The organism is Treponema sp. OMZ 305 (genome assembly GCF_024181325.1).
Classification (GTDB): Bacteria; Spirochaetota; Spirochaetia; order Treponematales; family Treponemataceae; genus Treponema.
This window is the reverse complement of the sequence record NZ_CP051300.1, coordinates 201,751-220,920: the sequence shown is the minus strand read 5'-3', so window position 1 is coordinate 220,920 and position 19,170 is coordinate 201,751. Positions and strand designations below refer to the sequence as shown.

Annotated in this window: 13 protein-coding genes, 3 tRNA genes and 3 rRNA genes; 8 read left to right on the top strand and 11 right to left on the bottom strand. The window is 44.6% G+C overall.

Features of this window, described 5'->3' with window-relative positions:
• Positions 1-12 precede the first annotated feature (12 nt).
• On the bottom strand, positions 13-1,977 hold the full coding sequence (locus tag ABK01_RS01015; RefSeq protein ID WP_253675893.1) for a fructose-1,6-bisphosphatase: 1,965 nt from the start codon (positions 1,975-1,977) through the stop codon (positions 13-15).
• A 187-nt stretch (positions 1,978-2,164) separates the two neighbouring features.
• Between ABK01_RS01015 and ABK01_RS01010 the strand changes: the two genes are divergently transcribed.
• Both ABK01_RS01010 and galE read left to right on the top strand, forming a co-directional pair.
• Positions 2,165-4,222 carry a 4-alpha-glucanotransferase gene (locus tag ABK01_RS01010; RefSeq protein WP_253675892.1) on the top strand — a complete coding sequence of 686 codons (2,058 nt, stop codon included), beginning with the start codon at positions 2,165-2,167 and terminating at the stop codon, positions 4,220-4,222.
• A 56-nt stretch (positions 4,223-4,278) separates the two neighbouring features.
• The gene (gene galE / locus ABK01_RS01005; protein ID WP_253675891.1) at positions 4,279-5,247 is read left to right on the top strand and encodes a UDP-glucose 4-epimerase GalE; all 969 of its coding nucleotides are present in this window, start codon (positions 4,279-4,281) and stop codon (positions 5,245-5,247) included.
• A 110-nt stretch (positions 5,248-5,357) separates the two neighbouring features.
• Here galE and ABK01_RS01000 read toward each other — a convergent pair whose 3' ends face one another.
• Together ABK01_RS01000 and ABK01_RS00995 are read right to left on the bottom strand one after the other, a co-directional pair.
• A complete protein-coding gene (locus ABK01_RS01000) occupies positions 5,358-5,591 on the bottom strand; it encodes a thioredoxin domain-containing protein (RefSeq protein ID WP_016522863.1) in 234 nt (77 codons plus the stop codon).
• A 52-nt stretch (positions 5,592-5,643) separates the two neighbouring features.
• Positions 5,644-6,090 carry a PTS sugar transporter subunit IIA gene (locus ABK01_RS00995; protein ID WP_016522864.1) on the bottom strand — a complete coding sequence of 149 codons (447 nt, stop codon included), beginning with the start codon at positions 6,088-6,090 and terminating at the stop codon, positions 5,644-5,646.
• A 127-nt stretch (positions 6,091-6,217) separates the two neighbouring features.
• Between ABK01_RS00995 and ABK01_RS00990 the strand changes: the two genes are divergently transcribed.
• From ABK01_RS00990 to ABK01_RS00965, 6 genes are all read left to right on the top strand, one after another.
• A tRNA-Ala gene (locus tag ABK01_RS00990) sits at positions 6,218-6,290 on the top strand.
• Between the two features lie 563 nt (positions 6,291-6,853).
• Positions 6,854-8,403: ribosomal RNA gene (locus ABK01_RS00985) — 16S ribosomal RNA — on the top strand.
• Between the two features lie 86 nt (positions 8,404-8,489).
• Positions 8,490-8,563: transfer RNA gene (locus ABK01_RS00980), tRNA-Ile, on the top strand.
• A 217-nt stretch (positions 8,564-8,780) separates the two neighbouring features.
• Positions 8,781-11,747: ribosomal RNA gene (locus tag ABK01_RS00975) — 23S ribosomal RNA — on the top strand.
• A gap of 119 nt (positions 11,748-11,866) precedes the next feature.
• Positions 11,867-11,981 (top strand): 5S ribosomal RNA (gene rrf / locus ABK01_RS00970).
• Together the 16S, 23S and 5S rRNA genes with 1 tRNA gene alongside form the textbook arrangement of a ribosomal RNA operon.
• Positions 11,982-12,224: 243 nt before the next feature.
• The gene (locus tag ABK01_RS00965) at positions 12,225-13,760 is read left to right on the top strand and encodes a tetratricopeptide repeat protein (RefSeq protein ID WP_253675890.1); all 1,536 of its coding nucleotides are present in this window, start codon (positions 12,225-12,227) and stop codon (positions 13,758-13,760) included.
• 163 nt (positions 13,761-13,923) lie between these two features.
• Here ABK01_RS00965 and ABK01_RS00960 read toward each other — a convergent pair.
• The 8 genes from ABK01_RS00960 to ABK01_RS00925 all read right to left on the bottom strand — a co-directional run bounded on the left by ABK01_RS00960 (position 13,924) and on the right by ABK01_RS00925 (position 18,851).
• A tRNA-Glu gene (locus ABK01_RS00960) sits at positions 13,924-13,995 on the bottom strand.
• A gap of 132 nt (positions 13,996-14,127) precedes the next feature.
• Positions 14,128-15,060, bottom strand: coding sequence for a DUF4097 family beta strand repeat-containing protein (locus ABK01_RS00955; RefSeq protein ID WP_253675889.1), 933 nt, complete (start codon positions 15,058-15,060; stop codon positions 14,128-14,130).
• Positions 15,061-15,102: 42 nt separating this feature from the next.
• Positions 15,103-15,300 carry a hypothetical protein gene (locus ABK01_RS00950; RefSeq protein WP_162664505.1) on the bottom strand — a complete coding sequence of 66 codons (198 nt, stop codon included), beginning with the start codon at positions 15,298-15,300 and terminating at the stop codon, positions 15,103-15,105.
• 10 nt (positions 15,301-15,310) lie between these two features.
• Entirely contained in the window at positions 15,311-15,550 is a 240-nt protein-coding gene (locus ABK01_RS00945; protein ID WP_253675888.1) for a PspC domain-containing protein, read from the bottom strand.
• A 67-nt stretch (positions 15,551-15,617) separates the two neighbouring features.
• Positions 15,618-16,157 carry a DUF1700 domain-containing protein gene (locus ABK01_RS00940; protein WP_253675887.1) on the bottom strand — a complete coding sequence of 180 codons (540 nt, stop codon included), beginning with the start codon at positions 16,155-16,157 and terminating at the stop codon, positions 15,618-15,620.
• Positions 16,154-16,471, bottom strand: a complete 318-nt coding sequence (locus tag ABK01_RS00935) for a PadR family transcriptional regulator (protein ID WP_253675886.1) — start codon at positions 16,469-16,471, stop codon at positions 16,154-16,156. Before ABK01_RS00935 ends, ABK01_RS00940 begins: the two co-directional genes overlap by 4 nt.
• A 130-nt stretch (positions 16,472-16,601) precedes the next feature.
• Positions 16,602-17,285, bottom strand: a complete 684-nt coding sequence (locus ABK01_RS00930; RefSeq protein WP_371922055.1) for a metal ABC transporter ATP-binding protein — start codon at positions 17,283-17,285, stop codon at positions 16,602-16,604.
• Between the two features lie 78 nt (positions 17,286-17,363).
• Positions 17,364-18,851 carry an HDOD domain-containing protein gene (locus tag ABK01_RS00925; RefSeq protein WP_253675884.1) on the bottom strand — a complete coding sequence of 496 codons (1,488 nt, stop codon included), beginning with the start codon at positions 18,849-18,851 and terminating at the stop codon, positions 17,364-17,366.
• Between the last annotated feature and the right edge of the window lie 319 nt (positions 18,852-19,170).

The window sequence follows — 19,170 nt, the reverse complement described above, 5'->3', positions numbered from 1 at the left end:
GTTATTGCCTTGTTAATCCTGCTGTTTTAGAATTCCCTTGTTGTAAGCGCTGATCAGCATTTCCAAGTTTTGGATTTTTTCCTTCATGTCGGCGCCGGTGTCGGTATCCGCAACCCGCTTTCGTTCAACTAAAGTTTCGATCACCTCTTTGGTCGATTCAATGTCGAAACCTTCGCGTAAAACCTTGTCTACGGACTCAAACGGGTGGTGGCTTATCAGCGTCATTCCGTAAGAATTATAGGTGAGCGTGTAGCCTGCAATGCCGGTAGTCTTTTGATAAGCCTTGGAAAATCCACCGTCGATAACCAAGAGCTTGCCGCCCGCTTTAATCGGACTTTCCCCCTTGGCAACTTTGACCGGTGTGTGCCCGTTAACGATGTGGGCATTACCGCTTAATCCGAACTCCTTGAGTATCCGTGCGGCAAGCGTTCCGTCATCCCGTTCCATCAGCTTATAATACGGCGAGGACGGCTCCTTATGCGTTGCTTTATCATCGATAAAGTAGCGTTCAAAGGTGGTCATCTTCGTCTTGCCGAACAGCGTCGAATCCTGATTGCACCATAAAAACCACAGAAAGTCTGCATTCTGTCCGGAAAAGTAGGCTTCCCGCGCCATCTGGTCGTATTTATCCATCAGGCTTTTACCGTAATATACGGCGCCGTCTATCTCTTTCTCCTTAAAGCTGCCGTCCTCGTTCAGCAACAGGCAGGCATGGAAGAGCAGGTTATCGTTATAGCGCCGGTACATGCTCCCCTTTGCATACAAGAACCGCACATGCTGCTTGAGCTTTTCGCTGGTCATAAACGTATTGGTCAGTGTATCGATGAGGTACTGCTCTTCATCGGTAAGCGCTGTTTGATGTGCGGGATCGATGGTCGGGAACGAGGTGTCGTTCAGGGTATAAGTCTTTCCTTCAATTTCGATGGTACCCGCAGTAGGATTAAGCGTTCGCAAAAGTCTCCGGTGTTCCATATTATACGAAGGATGTTGCTCAATGATATTCTCTTCAATTTTGAATTGAATGATGCTGATTGCCTTATGCATTTTTGCGAGCAGTTCCGCATCGACGTCGAAGGGCTTTTTCTCGTTTACTTTCGGCATAAACCGCGTGCACGGATCATCTTTATACACATGCTGTGCGAAACTTACCAGCGGCAGCAGGCTGATGCCGTATCCATCCTCGATAGCGTCGATGTTGGAATAGCGGAGCGCAATCCGTATCGCCGTTGCAACACACGCACGGCATCCCGCAGCAGCTCCCATCCAGAGGATATCGTGATTGCCCCACTGGATATCAAGACTGTTCTGCGCCATCAGCGTATCCATCACCTTGTGTGGGGACGGGCCGCGGTCAAAAATATCGCCGATAATATGCAGATGATCGATGGTGCATTTTTTTATTACTTCGGACAGTTCAATGATGAATAAATCCGCACGTCCGTATTCCACGAGGCTTTTGATAATTTCGCTATAATAATCCTTTTTGTTAAAGCGGTGTTCATCTTCCTGCAACAGCTCTTCCATTATGTAGGCAAAACTCTTCGGCAGCAGTTTCCTCACCTTTGATCGTGTATACTTTGACGCTGTTGCCCGCGCTACCCGTACCAGCCGGTAAATAGTTAATTCGTACCAGTTTGTAATATTGGCCTTTTTTTCCGCTTTGATCAGTTCGAGTTTTTCCTTAGGATAGTAGATGAGGGTAGTGAGTTCTTCTAAATCGTCAATACTGACTGTTGAGCTGAGTTCTTCGGATACTTTCCGCCGGATAGCGCCCGACGCATTTTGCATCACATGATTAAATGCTTCCGCTTCTCCGTGAATATCCGTCAAAAAATGCTCGGTTCCTTTCGGTAAATTCAGGATGGCTTTCAGATTGACCACTTCTTCAACTGCGGTGGTAACATTGGGAAATGAGCGGGAGAGTAAATCCAAATACTTTATATTTCGCTGTAGTGTTTCTGCCGGTATACTTTTCATATATTTCTCCTTTATAAGATACGGGATAGGGAGCTTTCAAAAATATTCGGATTTTGGAAGTTTCCTTATACAATATACGGTAATACGCATATGGTCTTTTGTCAAATAAAATTATTGATTGCTATTCCCCTCTTTCTAACTTTGCGTTTTTGGTCTATGATAATCGTAGTTGACTAGGAGGAATGAGATGAAATGTACACCGCTTAATCAAGCTTTATGCGGGACTGCCGTACCGGTTTCCGCTTTGTATAGTCAAAAAAGCTGCGGCGTCGGTGAATTTTCCGACCTTATTCCTTTTGCAGATTTTTGTAAAAAAGCAGGATTGCGCATTATTCAGCTTTTACCCGTCAATGATACGGGAACCGACAGCTCTCCGTATAACGCTCTTTCTGCTTTTGCATTGCACCCCCTCTACATCTGTTTGGACGATATACCGGAAGCGCATACCTTTAAGACTGAGATAAAAAAAATACGCATTGCTTTTGAACCGCATACTCCGGGGGAGCGGTTCCGATACCGCGATATACTTCATGAAAAAAACGTACTGCTGCATGCCGTGTTTAATAAATCCGAAAAGCAGATTATTGCAGATTCTCAGACCGGTGAGCTTGCGGAATGGATAGAGGCAAATCCGTGGATAATCGAGTATGCGGTGTTTAAAAATATTAAGCGACAAAACTATCATGCTTCGTGGAAGGATTGGAAAGAATGTGTCGGCATGCGTTCTCCTTCAACGGCAAAAATCACTGCTGCATGGAACGATCCTGTTTTGAAGCGAGAGCATCTATTCTATGCGTGGGTACAAATGCATTTGCATAAGCAATTATTGAAAGCCGTTACTTATTGCGCTGATAACGGGATTCTGGTAAAAGGCGATATTCCGATTTTGATGAACGAGGATTCAGTGGAAGTGTGGGCTCATCCTGAATATTTCCGCAGTGACCTTCGCGCCGGTAGTCCGCCTGACGGGGATAATCCTACCGGGCAAAATTGGGGATTCCCTATTTACAATTGGGTAAATTTAAAAGCAACCGGCTATCGTTGGTGGAAGGATCGGCTTGCTCATGCGTCGCAGTATTACCATGCCTTCCGGCTCGATCATATTTTAGGTTTTTTTAGAATTTGGGCTATTCCCAAAGGAGAAATGACAGGGCTTTTAGGTAAGCCTATTCCCTATTCGGAAATAACAATTGAGGATTTGAAAAAAGCGGGCTTTTCCGAAGACCGTATCCGATGGATGGCAGAGCCGCATATCAATACCGATATCGTTCAAAATGCAGTGAATGGTGATTATCTGTATGCGCATGGTCTGTTGCGTAAAGTTGCCGATAGGATCGGTACTGAGGAGCTGTGGCTTTTTAAAGCAGGAATACAAAGTGAGTCCGGTCTTCATCGCCGCGGGCTTCCTGCAAAAGTGGAAACGGCTTTGCGGAAAAAATGGACTGATCGTATGCTGGTAAAAGCCGGAAAAGACCTGCACGGTAATACCGTATATACTGCGGTATATCTGTACCGGAATACCACTGCGTGGAGAACGTTATCGGAGGATGAACAAAGACGATTTTCTTTGTTGGTAGAAGAAAAAGAAACAGAGCAAAATAAACTCTGGGCGGCGCAAGCAGAGGATATTTTGTCGGAATTGTGCACGTTCGTCGATATGCAGCCGTGCGCCGAAGATTTGGGGGCGAAACCGGCGGCATTACCGGAGGTTCTGGAAAAATTGCAGATTTTGAGCCTTCGGGTATTCCGATGGGAACGCAGATGGGCTGAACCCTGCTGTCCTTTTATTCCGCTGCAAGATTATCCGAAAGCAGCGGTTGCGGTAACCTCCGTGCACGATTCATCAACGATGCGGGGATGGTGGGAACAAGAACTCTCGTATACCGATATGCTTTCGTTCTTTGATGCGCTGCTTATTGACGGAGAGATGCGGACAGCGCTGTGCCCTATCGAAGGGGAAAAACCTGCCTACACAGCAGACTTAGCCGCAGCGTTATTGAGCGCCTTAGTTAAAGTTCCGTCGATCTTTGCCATTTTCCCCATACAGGATTGGCTGGGGCTTATGATCGATGAATTACATACTGTCAAGGCACAGGATGAGCGGATTAACATCCCCGGTACCGTCAGCGAATCAAACTGGACATATCGGCTTCCTCTTCCCATAGAAACACTGAGTAAAAATAAAGAATTGACAAAGCGATTACGGAATATCACCTCATTACGGCATATCGGGCAGACCGATTAAACATAACGGTTTGATGATTTAGCAATGTCGGAAAAGAGGCTTATAAGAGGTTTACTATGCGTGTATTAGTTATCGGTGGCGCCGGATATATCGGCAGCCATGTAGTTAAAGCAATGCTCGATGCCGGTCATTCGGTTACGGTGTTCGACAATTTATCGACGGGGCAGCTTTGCAATATTTTTCCGGGTACGGAGTTCATCGCAGGAGATACCCGCCACAGTGATGATATTGACGCAGCCTTTGCCCGTGGATTTGACGGCGCCGTATACTTGGCTGCATTTAAGGCGGTAGGGGAATCAATGGTTGCCCCCGAAAAATACTCCATCAATAATATTTCGGCAACGATGAATATCTTAAATGCAGCGGTTAAGCACGGCTGCCTTCGTTTTGTCTTTTCGTCGTCGGCTGCCGTCTACGGTTCGCCGGAATATCTCCCCATCGACGAAAAGCACCCGAAGAATCCCGAAAGCTATTATGGGTTTACCAAGCTCAAAACGGAAGAGTTTTTGCAATGGTATGACCGGTTAAAGGGGCTTAAATTTGCATCGCTGCGGTATTTTAATGCAGCGGGCTATGATCCGGAAGGTGCTGTTAAGGGGCTTGAGCGGAATCCTCAGAACCTCCTGCCGATTATTATGGAGGTAGCTGCCGGTATGCGGAAGGAGCTTCAGATTTTCGGCAACGATTACCCCACGCGCGATGGAACCTGCATTCGTGACTATGTACACGTGAGCGACCTCGCGAAAGCGCATACCGATGCACTGCATTATATCGATAAGGAAAATAGTAGTCTTATCGCCAATCTCGGCAGCGAAGTTGGAATTACCGTCAGCGAAATGCTTACCGCTGCTCGCTCTATTACCGGAAAGGCAATACCCGCACGCTTTGTCGGCCGCCGTGCCGGAGACCCCGCCGAGCTTTATGCAACATCACAGCATGCCCGCGAAACGATAGGCTGGAATCCTCAATATTCTGATGTAAAAACCTTGATTGAATCAACGTGGAATATGTATAAAAATCTTTAAATACGGTGCGGCTCTTTTGCTTGTAAAGCAGAGAAAAATATAGCCATATATTAAAAGAAAACCTCTCGGAATAATGTTCCCGAGAGGTTTTAAATTAAGTCTGCTGAAATCTAAGAAAAGAACTTTTCGAGTTCGTTCATATCGGTAGTCTTCAATAAATCTTTTCCGTCTTCATCAAGTACGACTACCATCGGAGCTGCAGATACGCCATGTGCGCCCATAAAGCTTTTTCCTTCATCGGATGCAGCATCCATAATCTTCTTATCGACGTCGGGTAACCCGTTGCAGTATGTCTTTAATTTTTCACTTACATCGTCCCCTGCTGTTAATACATTTACAAGCATAAAACCTCCTCATACTTTGTTAGTTTAAGTGCATTTACGTTAGTCGCGTACACTATTCGGTTAAAATACGGATAATATCGGACTTGTCAGTTGCATTCAGTATTTCTTGTCGCTTTTCGGCACTCTTGAACAACAGGCTGACTTCAGCCAAAAATTGCAAGTGCGGACCTGTTTTGTCAATCGGTGAAAGTGTCATAATAAAAATGCGGCATGGTTCTTGATCTAACGAATCAAAATCGACCGGATGATCCGAAATGCCAATACAGGCAACAAGATCGTTTACTGAATCGGTCTTTCCGTGTGGGATTGCGATACCATGCTTCATTCCCGTAGACATTTTGCGTTCACGATCTAACACGCAGGCTCGGGCAACGGCTTTATCTTTTACTTTTCCTGCCTGAACAAGCATTTCAAGCAATTCATCAATGATTTCCTCTTTAGAGGTTCCTTTTAAATGGAGATTGACAGTTTCAGGTGTCAAAACAGTTTTCAAGTTCATATATTTAGTGTACGGGACTTTGTCGGAAAAGTCAAGGATTTTATTTTGTATTTTTGTATCTTCTAAAATATTATCTTAAAAAACTATTGCTCAATTTATCGAAAAACTATATACTCATACCGTTTTTGGGGAATTAGCTCAGGTGGTAGAGCGATTGGTTCGCAATCAATAGGTCAGGGGTTCGAATCCCCTATTCTCCACAAGTTTATATCTCTCTGTGCATACTTTTACTGCTTTCTTCAATAATAATATCAGAAGTGTACAGTTGGGAACCTCTAAAAACCTCAGTTTTTTAGAGGGTCCCCTTAGATGTATAAACACATCACGCTAACGGAGTTTGTCGGTCTTCTCTTTTTTTGATACGCATAGACTTCCGTAGCGATGATGCTGAAGCGGCGTTTTTATGTTTTGGGCGCTTACTAAATTAAAAAAAACAAAAGAAAAAAAGCAAAATGCGCTTGACAGAATAAATGATTTTGTGATATATTCTTCTTCGCTGCGGCGCACTAAGCCAGAGCGTCGGAGTGAGTGAACTGGTCTTTGAAATTAAAGGGAAGGGAAAGAAGAAAGCCAAAGAGCAATCATCTTTGGTAAGGAAAATAAGCGTAGAACAAAGAATGAGAGAAGAAGTGGCGCAGGGTGATGGATAGTTGCTTTGTGTTGTTATTTTTTTTCTCTCGAGGTCAACGTTCCTAAAATAAAAGAAACGGGACTTGCTTGAAAATTATTGAAATCAGACGCCCTTCGGGGTGTTTGAAATAAAATAATGGAGAGTTTGATCCTGGCTCAGAACGAACGCTGGCGGCGCGTCTTAAGCATGCAAGTCGAACGGCAAGAGAGAAGCTTGCTTCTCTCCTAGAGTGGCGGACTGGTGAGGAACACGTGGGTAATCTACCCTTAAGATGGGGATAGCTGCTAGAAATAGCAGATAATACCGAATACACTCGGCGCTTCACAAGAGGTGTTGAGGAAAGGAAGCTACGGCTTCGCTTGAGGATGAGCTTGCGTCCCATTAGCTAGTTGGTGAGGTAACGGCCCACCAAGGCGACGATGGGTATCCGGCCTGAGAGGGTGAACGGACACATTGGGACTGAGATACGGCCCAAACTCCTACGGGAGGCAGCAGCTAAGAATATTCCGCAATGGACGGAAGTCTGACGGAGCGACGCCGCGTGGATGAAGAAGGCTGAAAAGTTGTAAAATCCTTTTGTTGATGAAGAATAAGGATGAGAGGGAATGCTCATCTGATGACGGTAATCGACGAATAAGCCCCGGCTAATTACGTGCCAGCAGCCGCGGTAACACGTAAGGGGCGAGCGTTGTTCGGAATTATTGGGCGTAAAGGGCATGTAGGCGGTTATGTAAGCCTGATGTGAAATCCTGGGGCTTAACCCCAGAATAGCATTGGGTACTGTGTAACTTGAATTACGGAAGGGAAACTGGAATTCCAAGTGTAGGGGTGGAATCTGTAGATATTTGGAAGAACACCGGTGGCGAAGGCGGGTTTCTGGCCGATAATTGACGCTGAGATGCGAAAGTGTGGGGATCGAACAGGATTAGATACCCTGGTAGTCCACACCGTAAACGATGTACACTAGGTGTTGGGGCAAGAGCTTCAGTGCCAAAGCAAACGCGATAAGTGTACCGCCTGGGGAGTATGCCCGCAAGGGTGAAACTCAAAGGAATTGACGGGGGCCCGCACAAGCGGTGGAGCATGTGGTTTAATTCGATGGTACGCGAGGAACCTTACCTGGGTTTGACATCTAGTAGAAGGTCTTAGAGATAAGGCTGGGTAGCAATACCCTGCTAGACAGGTGCTGCATGGCTGTCGTCAGCTCGTGCCGTGAGGTGTTGGGTTAAGTCCCGCAACGAGCGCAACCCCTACTGCCAGTTACTAACAGGTAAAGCTTGAGGACTCTGGCGGAACTGCCGATGACAAATCGGAGGAAGGTGGGGATGACGTCAAGTCATCATGGCCCTTATGTCCAGGGCTACACACGTGCTACAATGGTTGCTACAAAGCGAAGCGAGACCGTAAGGTGGAGCAAACCGCAAAAAAGCAATCGTAGTTCGGATTGAAGTCTGAAACTCGACTTCATGAAGTTGGAATCGCTAGTAATCGCGCATCAGCACGGCGCGGTGAATACGTTCCCGGGCCTTGTACACACCGCCCGTCACACCATCCGAGTTGGGGGTACCCGAAGTCGCTTGTCTAACCTGCAAAGGAGGACGGTGCCGAAGGTACGCTTGGTAAGGAGGGTGAAGTCGTAACAAGGTAGCCGTACCGGAAGGTGCGGCTGGATCACCTCCTTTCTTAGAGAAAGGTAATACTAAATGCTTTGTAAGTTGTACACAAAGCTTTCGCTTATCGCTTCTTCTTTCCCTCTCTTTTTTTATACGGGCCTGTAGCTCAGTTGGTTAGAGCACTTCTCTGATAAGGAAGGGGTCATTAGTTCAACTCTAATCAGGCCCATTAACAGCTGAGTAAATAGCTGAAATCTTTATTCCGCTTGAATAATCGGAATAAAGAAATTGTTCTTTGAAAGATGAGGGAAGGGAAAGAAAGAATGCTTGAAGGCGAGTTTTTTTTGTTGAAAAGGAATGAGCCGGAGAGTAGAGAAATAAGGTAAAAAGAAATGTTCTTGGCGATTGCTTGAATAAGCAAACGTTTTAAGAAGGGAACATAATATGGTCAAGCGAAGAATAGGTTTATGGTGGATGTCTTGGAGCCAACCGGCGAAGAAGGCCGTGATAAGCTGCGAAAAGCTTCGGGGAGGAGCACATATCCTGTGATCCGGAGATTGCCGAATGGGGTAACCCGATAGGAGAGATCCTATCATTACGCTCTTGAATAAAATAGAGAGGTAAAGCGATACTGAGTGAACTGAACCATCTAAGTAACTCAAGGAAAAGACATCAAAAGAGATTCCGAAAGTAGTGGCGAGCGAAATTGGAAGAGCCCAAACCCGTTAAACGGGGGTTGTAGGGCTGCACGGGCTTACGTACAGCAAGTGATAAAATGAATGTATAGTAGAAAGGTTTTGGGAAAGCCTGACAGAGAGGGTGAAATCCCCGTATACGAAATACAGTCATCTTGCCGGTGCAGTACCTGAGTACGGCGGGACACGAGAAATCCTGTCGGAATCCGGGTCGACCACGATCCAAGGCTAAATACGAGTTGGCTACCGATAGCGGACAAGTACCGTGAGGGAAAGATGAAAAGAACCCCGGTGAGGGGAGTGAAATAGAACCTGAAACCATAAACCAACAAGATGTTACAGCCCCTTGTGGGTAGTAGCGTGCCTTTTGTAGAATGAGCCTGCGAGTTACGGTATGCAGCGAGGTTAAGGAATAGGAGTTCCGGAGCCGGAGGGAAACCGAGTCTGAAATGGGCGAAGGTGAAGTTGCATGTCGTAGACCCGAAGCCAGAGTGATCTAGTCATGAGCAGGTTGAAGCAGCGGTAAAACGCTGTGGAGGACCGAACTACAATCTGTTAAAAAAGGTTTGGATGACTTGTGACTAGGAGTGAAAGGCTAAACAAACCTGGAAATAGCTGGTTCTCCCCGAAATGCCTTTAGGGACAGCCTTATACAAAATTACCGGAGGTAAAGCACTGGATGGACTAGGGGGCTTCACCGCCTACCAAACCCAATCAAACTCTGAATGCCGGTAATCAACGTATAGGAGTGAGACTGCGTGCGACAAGGTTCGTAGTCAAAAGGGAAACAGCCCAGACCGTCAGCTAAGGTCCCGAAATACTGCTTGAGTGTGAAATGAAGTGTGGATACCTAGACAGCCAGGAGGTTGGCTTAGAAGCAGCCATTCCTTAAAAGAGTGCGTAATAGCTCACTGGTCGAGTATACATGCGCAGATAATGTAACGGGGCTAAGCAGTATACCGAAGCTACGGGTCTTACACGATTTAAGTGTAAGGCGGTAGGGGAGCATTCCATGGACTGATGAAGGTGTACCTGAGAGGGGCACTGGAGGGGATGGAAGAGAGAATGCAGGTATAAGTACACGAAAAGAAAGGTGAGATTCCTTTCCGCCGAAAACCTCAGGTTTCCTGGGTAAAGGTCATCTGCCCAGGGTTAGTCGGCCCCTAAGGCGAGGGCGAAAGCCGTAGTCGATGGGAAATCGGTTCATATTCCGATACCTTTTATAATTTCGATGGCAGGACGCATGAGGCGAACCCCGGCCGGAGAACGGTTGTTCCGGTCGAAGTATTCAAGCCGTTATGAAGGATAGTAGGCAAATCCGCTATCCAAGGTGAGAAGCGACAGCGAGTGGATCGATGAGAGAAGCGAAGCGGGAGTAGTCATGGTGCCGGGAAATACTGTCTAAGGTTAAGGTTATAAAAGACCGTACCGTAAACCGACACAGGTAGGTAGGATGAGAAATCTAAGGCGCTCGAGAGAACTCGCGTTAAGGAACTCGGCAAAAAGCACACGTAACTTAGGGAGAAGTGTGACCTCTGTTTAGTAATGAGTGGAGGTAGCATAAAGCAGGCCCAGGCGACTGTTTATCAAAAACACAGCCATCTGCGAACCAGTAATGGGACGTATAGGTGGTGACACCTGCCCGGTGCCGGAAGGTTAAGAGGAGCGGTGAGCAGTAATGCAAAGCTGTCAATTGAAGCCCCGGTAAACGGCGGCCGTAACTATAACGGTCCTAAGGTAGCGAAATTCCTTGTCGGGTAAGTTCCGACCCGCACGAATGGTGTAACGTATCTGGGCACTGTCTCAACGCGAGGCTCGGTGAAATTTATATACCGGTAAAGAAGCCGGTTACCCATAGTTAGACGGAAAGACCCCGTGAACCTTCACCGTAACTTACTATTGGGACTTGGTTTATCATGTGTAGAATAGGTGGGAAACAGTGAAACTTGCTCGTTAGGGTGAGTGGAGTTGCCAAGTGAAATACCACCCTTGATGAATTAGGTTTCTAACCCGTTCCGTGAAGCCGGAATGGGAACAGTGGTAGGCAGGCGGTTTGACTGGGGCGGTCGCCTCCTAAAATGTAACGGAGGTGCGCGAAGGTCTCCTCACGTCGGTTGGAAATCGACGCAGTGAGTGTAAAGGCACAAGGAGGCTTAACTGCAAGAGTGACAGCTCAAGCAGATACGAAAGTAGGTCTTAGTGATCTGGCGGTCGCGAGTGGAAGCGCCGTCACTTAACGGATAAAAGGTACTCCGGGGATAACAGGCTGATTTTCCCCAAGAGTTCACATCGACGGGAAAGTTTGGCACCTCGATGTCGGCTCATCGCATCCTGGGGCTGAAGTAGGTCCCAAGGGTTTGGCTGTTCGCCAATTAAAGCGGTACGTGAGCTGGGTTCAGAACGTCGCGAGACAGTTCGGTCCCTATCTGCTATGGGCGTTGGATATGTGAGAGGGGCTGCTTTTAGTACGAGAGGACCGAAGTGGACGAACCTCTGGTGTACCAGTTATCCTGCCAAGGGTAAGTGCTGGGTAGCTATCGTTCGGAAGGGATAACCGCTGAAGGCATCTAAGCGGGAAGCCCACCTCAAGATTACATATCCCTCGGGGTTTAACCCCGCTAAAGACTCCTTGCACACTACAAGGTTGATAGGTTGCAGGTCTAAGCACAGTAATGTGTTCTAGCCGAGCAATACTAATAAGTCGTGAGGCTTGACCATATTATCTTCTCTTCTTTGTTCTTTTCCTTACTCTACGCTTTCTTTCCTTATGTGCTTTATAGTGAAGCGCTTCCCTTTATTTAATAAATTTCGTTTCTTTTTTGTTTCGTCTTTTATTGCCCGGTTGCCATAGTGGAGAGGTCATACCCGTTCCCATCCCGAACACGGAAGTCAAGCTCTCATTACGCCGATGATACTGCTCATCTAGAGTGGGAAAGTAGGTAGCTGCCGGGCTTTTTTTTACTCCTCTGAGTGGGATAAAGGTAGGTATTGATGATGTTGTTTCCTCGCCCTATCTCAAAATATTGTGTATTGTATTTATTATTTCCGATTCTTCTCTTTATATCATGTGCTACGGCAAGAAATAATACTCATACTGATTCTATATCTGGACAGACTGTTTCGGCCACTATCCTGCCATTACCTTCTGCCGCTGATTTGGCATCAAACCGTATCGACTCACAGGTTCAAACTGATATGGAAATAGCTTCGCCGGCAAGCATTCGTAGTGCCGTAACCCGTGTATATGCGACTTCTCAAGGTTTAATGAAGGAAAAACAATTGCAATTGACATTGGCTACCCGGTTGATGCGCCTTTTATATCCGCTCGAGTCTATCGATTGGAATACTCCGAATTATCAACAAGCTGACCCGTATCTTGATGCATTGGATCAAATTGAGAAAAGCAATTATCCACAAAACCTTGGAACAAATACGTTTTTCGATGCGGTTATTCCGGCAATGATTTTGATAAAGGGGGTCGGGGGGGAGGAATACGCTACTGTATTGGAAAAACGTCTCTTTATTGCAAGAGGCTTAAATCCTTCTTCCGTATTGCCCCCTTATCTTTTAGGGCTTTTATATGAGCAGCTTGGTAGGCTTTCAGATGCAGAGAATTACTATCAGATGGCATGGGCGCAAGATGAGAGCTGCTATCCGGCCGGTATGCGCTTTGCTTATTTAGCCCTCTTTAGTAATAACATTGAAACATCGTATAAAATTGCTGAAAGATTGTATACTCGTTATCCTGATGCTGTAATAATTCGACTATTACTTGCCGAAACATATCTTGACAAAAGGAATTTTGAAAAAGCTGAGGAACTTGTTTCCGCGGTCATCAAAAAAGATAATGATTTTGGGCGTGCCTTCTTTTTGCAAGTCCGGCTATATGTAGAAAAAAAAGAATATTTAGCTGCAAATACTCTGCTTGATGAGTTTGCCAAACAAAATAAGGTTGATAAGGCTTACCTTCTGTTGCGGAGCCGTGTATTACTCGAATGGAGTAAGAATATTGTCGAGGCAAAACAATGCCTTGAAAAGGCCGACTCTCTTTATCCGCAATCTCCTGATGTTATTCTCGCTTGTGCAAATTTTTGCTTTGAAACAAAAAATACCGTTAACGGGAAGACTACGAATGATTTTCTCAGTGTACTTTTAAAACAAAATCCGCGTAATATTCTTGCAATCCGCCTTTTGGTCAAAGAAGATATAGCTGAAAAACGATGGGGAAACGCCCTTGAACGCGCACAGTATCTATATAATAATAATCCTTCTGAGCAAGATATCGTGTTATATGCCCGTGTCTGCGCAGGGATGAATAACTGGGAAGAAGCGATGAATACGGCGCAAGCTGTATATATGGCTGCCGCCCAAAAGCGGCCTTCTGACGAAATTATCGCGTTGTATTTACAGGTTCTTTACGGTGCAAAAAAATACGGTACGCTTAGGCAAGTTATTAACCGCCATCTCAGTGATGCTCGATCTGCCTTAAAGTCAATTTTAATTTATTATCAAGCATTACTTGCGCCCAGCGATGAGGAGAAACTGACCCTCTTACGGTCGAGTCTTTTGTCCGATCCGCGTAGCTCGTTGACGCTCTTTGCTCTATATGAGTGGTATTTTAAGCATAAGGATTATCGCAAAGCATATTATTATTTGCAGCAAGTTATTGCGCTTGATCCTTATAATAAAACGTATCTTCGGCTTGCTGAAAAATTGGAAAGGCTTCAGTAAAAATGTAAGCGCATAATGCCGTGATTTAGTAGATTTTTTTAGCGATGAAGTGGGACGCTAGCTGAAAAAAGGTTTTTCAGTATGAGATTGAGCGAGAAGTAAGCTGACTGTCTGGAAAATAAAAAGCCTGAAATAAACAGCGCGGTTTATTTCAGGCTTTAACCATCTCCTAGGGGAATTGAACCCCTGTTGTCGGGATGAAAACCCGATGTCCTAACCACTAGACGAAGGAGACATTAGTATTCATTGCTCAACAATGAGATATACTTATATCTCAAAAAAACATTATTGTCAAGTAGCTCTTTTTTTTATTCTATCGGAAAATTCAAAAACAGCAGGATGCGTTTCTGCTTTCGTATATATAACGTTATTCGGTAAAATTGATATTGACTTCCCCTATACCGGCCTTAACACGGATGGTATGCAGCGCATTTTGATTGTTGATACGGAATGTGGAGTCGATTCCTGTCGCACTGCGTCCGTCTATCAGTATCGAACCGATCCCTGAGGTAGCATTGATCAAATAATCGTCTTTTTTTCCATTTATGCGCATGTCTATTTCGCCGATTCCTGCGTTAATTTCAAGTTTCGTAAAAATTCTGCCGTCAAAGACGGTCTCTCCGATGCCGGTGTTCATCACAGTATCCGTAAAACTACAATTGTGAAAGACTGTTTCTCCTACGCCTGTTTCGATGTTTACATTTGAGGCGGTAATATTTTTGACGTCTACTTTACCTGCTCCGCTATTCAATTTAAACCGTTGATTTGCAGTAAAACCGTCAAGCATCAGTAAGCCAGCCCCGATATTGATGTTAGCGGTATCAAACAGTGTATTTTGAGGTATCTTAACCGTGATGGTTGTTTTAGAACGTCCCAGCCTGTCGCCTTTCCATCCGAATGGCCAACTCCATGTGTGGTTCTTTTTTGTGCTGATTACTAAGGTGTCGCCGTCAATTTGTACGGAAGCTCCGATCCTTTTTGTGTTATTTGTGATGCTGTAGGCAATGGATTGCTTATCATGCGGTTCAATTCGCAGCGCGGCATAAGAAACATCCGCTTTTAGCTGTTTTAAAACGGAAGCATCAGATATGAGCTGTGTTTCATTCGTATGTGTCGATAGGGCACTACTTGTATTTTCGTTATCCATACACAATTCCTCCTTGTCCATACACCATCCCTCATCGAGATAACCATTGTCGTAGAAGGTCTTTTTCACGTTGCCACCCATCAGAATTCCAATAATGATGAGGAGTCCTCCAATTCCAATAATTGTAAATACCGTTCTTATTCTTCTTTTCATCGATATAATCCTAATATTCTAAAAACATATCTTAGCAATATTCTAAAATAAGAATGCTAAACCGCTGAAAAATAATCCTGCCAATAGGAGAGGGATGCTGCATAAAATCATAATAATCAACGTAATGCTAAAGATTAAGAGTTTGAATGAGAATTTCAGGAGACCGCCTGCGATGGCAAAGACTAATCCGCCTATTCCGAACAGACTAAGCAGAATGCACAAAATAATGATCATCAGCATTTTCCTCTCCTTACCGGTCAGTATCGCTTGTGTTTTTCCTGATATACTCGTATTCGAGCGGTTTTTCTTTTTTAATAGGCATTACCAATGCGCAGATAATATAGCAGAAAATACCGCTTCCGAAAAAAAGAGTCGCAAGAATCCACAGCAACCGGATAACGGTTGAGTCGATGTCAAAGTATTCGGCAATACCGCCGCATACGCCGCAGATTTTCTTATCGCTTTCGCTGCGGTAGAGTTTCTTTTCCATATAAGCCTCCAATGTGTGTGGTTTTGAGAATCGCGAAAAGTTCACTTGTGCTTTTAGCAATGCTCGTTCATCTATTTGATTTGTTCCTGATATGCTTTCCGATACCGGCGATTAACGCGCTGATACCGTAAAAAATCAGGAGTGCAAAACCGACGAGTATTAATGCGCTGCCGAACAGTAATAAGGCAGTAGCAGAACCGAAAAACAAGCTGCCGATTCCTTTAATAAAGATTGCGCCTGCTGCAATTATTAAAGCGAAGACAACTGCAAATCCGGCAAATCCGAGTGCTACGATGGTTACCACTGCGGCGATGATAAGCGGTATCGCAACGGGCGCAGCGCAAATAGCCAGTATGGTAAACCAAAAAGCGCGCCAACCGCTTTTTGTAGAGGCTCGGGCTTTTTTTGCTTCTTTTACGGCGTAATCCGATAAAATTTTTGAAGCAATGTGAGCAGGACTTTTGAGTTCCCGTATCACTTCTTGTTCATTTTGACTACCGGCCTCGTCAAAGTATTCTTCGTAATACTGTAATGCAGCTTGCAAATCTTCTTTCGGCAACCGATGCAGCCGCGCAGCAAGCTCTGCCATAAATTCTCTACGGGTCATGAACACTGTGCTCCTTTAAAAATTTTTTCGATCAATTCTTTGTAAGACTTCCATTCGTCGCAGTACAAGCTCTGCTGCCGTTTCCCTGCAGGCGTTATACGGTAATATTTTCTATTGCGCCCATCAATGGGCATATCATAGGTTTCTAAAAAACCTGCTGTTTGCAGCCGTTTTAATACCGGATAGAGTGTCGATTCGGAGATGGACATGACGTCCTTTACATCCTGTGTTAACTTATATCCGTAGGAGTCTTCATTACTCAAGAGGGCGAGCACGCAGGCTTCAAGCAATCCTGAGTTAATTGAAAAAAGCACTTTTACCTCCTGTACTCTTTATAATATTATTCATAATATAATATGTTGTCAAGTATAATATTTGAAATGTTCTTCTATGCGGATGTGTCGGACAATGGTGTTAGCTGAAGATTGTTAGGCGCTTTGTTTTTTACAGTTGGATATCCGGAGTATATGGGGCGCGGCGGAAGTGAAGGAACTCTGCCGCATATTTTTGCGGATTGCAAAGATGCCCGCATCCGTTTGCCAGATGGAAAATATCGGTTGAATTGAGTACCGCCGCATCAAGGTTATGCTCTACGGAAATAACCGTCAGGCCTTGTTCCGTATTTAATTTTTTAATAAAGGTATAAATTTCCTGCTGGCTTTGTATATCGATGCCTGTTGACGGTTCATCGAGGATGAGTAAATCAGGCTCACCGATAAGAGCACGGGCGATATACATTTTTTGCAGCTGCCCGCCGGATAGCGTCCCTGCCAACGCATATTTGTAATCGAGTAGCCTGACATCCGAAAGATAACGGTCGATAAGGCCTTTATCGCGCTGCTTGCGCAATATCCGATACGAATTTAAGGTTTCGTAAACGGTAATGGGAAAGCCTGTTATCGCCGCCTTTTTTTGCGGTACATAGCCGATACTGTGCGCCCCGCAGCGGATACTCCCCGTATCGGGAGTTAACAGTCCGAGGAGCAGCTTTATCAGGGTGCTTTTTCCTGCGCCGTTTTCGCCGACAATCGAGATATATGCTCCTTTCTTAATTGTAAGACAGAGATTTTCAAATAATGGTTTTTTACCGGCTCCGTATTTAAACGATAAATCTTGAATACAGACCATTCCACACATGTCGCTGTGTTCGTGTGCGGGAATAGAAGTCTGCGGGAGTGTCGATTCCTGTTCGTTCATACGGATGTGTTATACGGGTTCGTGGAATTTTGAATTGAGCTTTCCGCATAGTTCACGTAGCTGCGCTTCATTTTCAATATTATGCTGCTGTAACAAAACCGGCGGAATTTGATAGTAACTGATATTGCCGTCAAAAAACTGTAACATAAATTCAGCAAAACTTACCGTAGAAACAAGCTCATAATATTTTTTAGGGGCAGCTTCCGGTTCGTATTGGTATTTTATCGTATTAATAATAGCTTCGGGTAAATGCCATTTTTCAGCAACAGCGACACCGATTGCTTGGTGCTCCATCCCCGACATCACGCTTTTGATGACCTGATCGGGAATGTTTTTTTCGGTTTGTAAGTCTTTAATCTTTCCCAATACTTCCGGATAAATGGAACTGAATACGATTTTACCTAAATCGTGCAAAAGGGCACAGACATATATTTCTTCGAGAAGCTTGGTTTTTCCTTGCATTTTAGCAAGATTATATGCGAAAAATGCACATCGATAGGTATGATTCCACAGCCTTTTTTGTTCGTTTCCTGTTACTTTTAAAACTTGTAGTGTTCCAACGGAATACAACAAATGCTGAATACCCCGTAAACCGGCCATTTTAACCGCTTCAGTAATACTCATACATTCTTTTGTAAGTCCGAACGCAACCGAGTTGACGAGTTTTAAAAGATCGGTTGTCAGCGCAATATCATCACTGATAAAAGATGCAATTGCCCCCATCGTTGCATTCGGATCATTGATGAGCCGCTGTATTTGCACGATTTTTTCGGGAAATTGCGGAATTTCTTCAATATAATCTACAATCGTCTTAGTCAATTCCACGAGGTGCTGGTTCACTGTAAAATCAATCGGAATGGTAATCCGATTGATCGTTAAGTCTTTTTCAGGGATCAATTCGAACGCATCTTCCTGCAAACCGATTTTTTTAAGCATAAGAAGCATGATAATTAAACCAAGTCCTGCCCCTTCCGTATCGTCAATCGCCTGCATAAAAGCTTGGTCTACATTTTCATAGTCCCGCGCGACAACCATCTGGTCAAAAATGCGTTTAAATTCAGTCGCAACCATCTGCACATTATTGCGTACCTCGAAAATAATATGCCCCTGCTTAACCTGCATAATGACTTTAATATAAAGCCCCTCTTTTTTTTGCTGCTGCAGATAGTAATCGATATTGCCGAGGCTTTCTTGTTTAAAATTGAGCATTCCTTCGTCGTAGGACTTCTGATCATAAATATCAAAGCCCTTTTCTTTAAAATACACTCGCTTGGTATTTGCTTTTTTTGCGTTTGTGGTCAGCTCATTGAGGCAATAGACGATATAGTCTTGAATGCCGTCCTGATGAACCGCTTCGAGGAAAGCCTTCGCAACATCGACGATGTAGGTTTCCGTTTCCTTGGGGAGCGTATACGTGTTAATCGAGATGGGTATATTCATCTGCACCGCTTGCTTAATCTTGTTTTTATCTACCGGTATAGTTGCAACATTATCCATATATTCAGTATAAGAGAAATTGATAATTTTCGCAATGCTTTATATTGATATTCCTAGGGTAAACGCATTAGGCCGTCTTTTTAACAACCCCGCAGAAAAATTGAAACTATTCGACCAGAGTTGAATCTCTTCGTGATTCAAATGGTCTCACAGTCTCAATTTTTCTGCAATTTTTATCTACCCTGCCTGATGTGTTTACCTATTTGCTAGAAAACTGTGCGAAATTTTATTTCCCTGAAATGCAACAGTTGAATAAAATATGAATTTTTGAAACCGTTGCATTGGTGCGCCTCAGGCGCACACGTCAATACGCAAGTTT